Below are 3,189 nucleotides of genomic sequence, written 5' to 3' on the forward strand. Positions count from 1 at the left end.
AAAAATATACCGGTTGCTGGGTTTCACAGGGCCTTTCCCTCCACCACTCTGGATAAGAAGTATTTATTTTTATTTTCTATATATAGTATCAGCATTTACTTTTTTTGTAAACTTACTTATTATCTTTTATAATATATAACTGTCTATAATCAATTAAAATACTGGTATAACAGCACCTTTGTATTTTTCTTTTATTAATTCTCTACATTCATCTGAAGTAAGAACTTCTTCAAGAACTTTTATCTTATCGCTATCTTTATCTTCACTTCTATAAGCAAGTAGGTTAGCATATTCATCGTTTACTGGAGCTGTATAAATTCCATCTTCATCAGCATTAAGTCCTGCTGGTATAGCAAAAGTAGTATCAACAAATCCTGCTGTAACATCTTCTAAAGCCGCTGGTATCTGAGCAACATCTAACTCTACAAACTCTAAACCTTTAGGATTTTCAACTATATCCTTAACTCCAACTATATCACTGTCTTTGACTTTTATAAGCCCTAAATCTTGAAGATATTTTAAACATTTAGAACCTGCGGATGGATTATTACTTATAGCAATTTTATCACCCTTTTTAAGTTCTTCTATAGAATTAACTTTGTGAGAATATAATACAGCTGGGCAAACATATAACTTAGATCCTGCCATTATTTCATATCCCTTAGTTTTTACAGCTTCATCTAAATATGGCTTATGTTGAAATAAATTAGCGTCTATTTCTTTATTATTTAAAGCTTCATTAGGAAGTACATAATCATCAAATATTGTAACCTCAAGCTTATATCCTTTTTTTTCAATTAATGGTTCAAGTTCTTCTAATAATTCTCCTCCTGGAACTAATGTAGCTCCCACTTTGATTACTTTATCATCCCCAGAATTTGAAGATGAACATCCAACTGCTGATATACATAATACAGCACTTAGTGCTAAAGCTAATACTTTTTTTAATTTCATAATAAATTCCCCCTAGTTTAATAATTAAATTTTTCATAGATAGTAAAATTTGTTGTGATCTTTTAATCATCAACTTGATAAACTATAAATCCCCAAAATCAAAAAAACCTGAGTATAAACTCAGGTTCTAATTAACGAATTTATACTTATCTTTCAGTAATAAATACTGCAGGATTTAGCACCATGTATAAAAATTATACTGGTTGCCGGGTTTCATAGGGCCAGTCCCTCCACCACTCTGGATAAGAAATATTTATTTTTTATAATAGTATCATTGATTATAAAAAAAGTAAACTTATTTTTTAATTTATAAAAATTTTCCTTAGGTTAAGGCACTATTTTGGGGATTCACTTCATATCGCCAACGACTTCGTCCGTTGCTTAAATATCAAAATAAAAAAATAAATCTTTTTATAAATTTTATCCTAGTTTTCCATCCAAGCATTACCAACTATTAGAGGTCTATTTTGTATACTGTATAGAATATATGTTATTCCATTAATTGTATACTTTTGTTGACAAATATATGTTGAATAATTAAAATAATATTAATATTCAGAAAAATAAAAAAAGGGAGGATATGGTATGAATAAAAAAACAACAGATATAGCCGTAGTAGGATTTGCACTATTTTCGATGTTCTTTGGGGCAGGGAATTTATTGTTTCCTCCTTACCTAGGGTTAGTATCAGGTGGACATTGGCAAATATCATTAGTAGGATTTATTTTAGCAGATGTAGGATTGGCATTATTAGTAATAACAGCAGTATCAAAATGTGAGGGGAATCTTGATAAAGTTTTAGGAAGAGCAGGAAAAAAACTTGCCAGATTGATAGGTATAGCAGCAGTACTTTGTATCGGACCATTACTTGCAATACCAAGAACAGCAGCAACAACTTTTGAAATGGGAGTACAACCAATTATAGGGGAAACATCAAGTATAGTATCTATTATATTTTCAGTAATATTTTTTGCATTAACATTAGTTCTAACAATAAAACCTTCTAAGGTTATAGATATCATAGGTAAATTTTTAACACCAGCATTATTAATATGTTTAGGTGTACTTATAGTCGTAGGAATTATATCTCCAATTGGAGGCGTTAGTGAAACTGCACTTATAGAAAAGAATTTATTTGCTGAAGGAATTTCTCAAGGATACTTAACAATGGATGCTCTTGGAGCAGCAGCATTGGCAACAGTAGCAATTGCATCAATAACAGAAAGAGGATATGTAAAAACTAGCGACCAAGTTAAAATGACTATAAAATCAGGCTTAGTAGCAGGTGTTGCTTTAACTTTAGTTTATGGAGGACTTACTTACTTAGGTTCAACATTATCTACATCTTATGGAGTAAATACACCACAAGCATCATTAATGGTTGTAATAATAGATGAATTACTTGGATACCCAGGTAAATTAGTACTAGGGTTAATCGTATCTCTTGCTTGTTTAACTACTTCAATAGGTTTAACTTCAGCAGCCGCTAAATACTTCTCAGGTATAAGTAATAATAAAATAAAATACGAGACTATAGTTATCTCAGTTTGTGTATTTAGTTGCGTAGTATCAAACTTTGGTGTAAGTACTATAATAAAATTCTCTGCACCAGTATTAGAGATAGTGTATCCAGTCTTAATAGCTATTGTAGTTATGAATTTACTTGGAAATTACATAAAATATGATGGTGCTTTCAAAGGTGCAGCTTATTTTACACTTTCAGTAAGTTTATTAAGTGTGGGAAGTAACATCTTAAAAATAACTCAAATTTCTGACATATTAGGCAAATTACCTTTTGCAGCTTATGGATTTAGCTGGATAGTACCTGCAATTGTAGGGGCTGTACTTGGAGGATTAATATCTGCAGTACTTGGATCAAGTAGAAGTACAGATTTAGAAAGAAAAGAAGCTTAATAAAATAATTTAAAAAGTATAAGGTATCTCAATATGATTTTTACATCATTCTAAGAGATACCTTTTTTGTATATTAATATATTATTATATTTAAATAATTATTATATACAATAGAAAAGAGTACTAATTTTATATAATAAATGCATTAAATTAGTACCCTTTTTATGATAATTTTAAATTTATTAACGACGAATTTCCTCTATATTATTCTTCTTAAACAATTCATTCATTAAACTTACTTGAGATGAACTAACTTTAATAGGTGCTCTGTCAGCTGAAATTAAAGATGATTTTTTTAATATAGATGTTTTTTTAGTTGAA

General features: G+C 29.5%; 2 protein-coding genes and 2 riboswitches. Of the genes, one reads left to right on the plus strand and one right to left on the minus strand.

What is annotated here, in order from left to right:
- Window positions 1–59: riboswitch (SAM riboswitch) on the minus strand. This riboswitch is flagged as partial in the annotation.
- 94 nt (window positions 60–153) lie between these two features.
- On the minus strand, window positions 154–954 hold the full coding sequence (locus tag J7G74_RS13400) for a MetQ/NlpA family ABC transporter substrate-binding protein (protein WP_297136255.1): 801 nt from the start codon (window positions 952–954) through the stop codon (window positions 154–156).
- Window positions 955–1,097: 143 nt separating this feature from the next.
- Window positions 1,098–1,203: riboswitch (SAM riboswitch) on the minus strand.
- A 336-nt stretch (window positions 1,204–1,539) separates the two neighbouring features.
- Here J7G74_RS13400 and brnQ point away from each other — a divergent pair.
- Window positions 1,540–2,868, plus strand: coding sequence for a branched-chain amino acid transport system II carrier protein (gene brnQ / locus J7G74_RS13405; protein ID WP_297136257.1), 1,329 nt, complete (start codon window positions 1,540–1,542; stop codon window positions 2,866–2,868).
- Window positions 2,869–3,189: the final 321 nt, after the last annotated feature.

Source organism: Terrisporobacter sp. (assembly GCF_017888745.1).
Lineage (GTDB): Bacteria > Bacillota > Clostridia > Peptostreptococcales > Peptostreptococcaceae > Terrisporobacter.

Excerpts from the sequence above, each read along its gene's own strand:
- J7G74_RS13400 (WP_297136255.1), bottom strand. The coding sequence starts at position 954 with ATGAAATTAAAAAAAGTATTAGCTTTAGCACTAAGTGCTGTATTATGT.
- brnQ (WP_297136257.1), top strand. The coding sequence starts at position 1,540 with ATGAATAAAAAAACAACAGATATAGCCGTAGTAGGATTTGCACTATTT.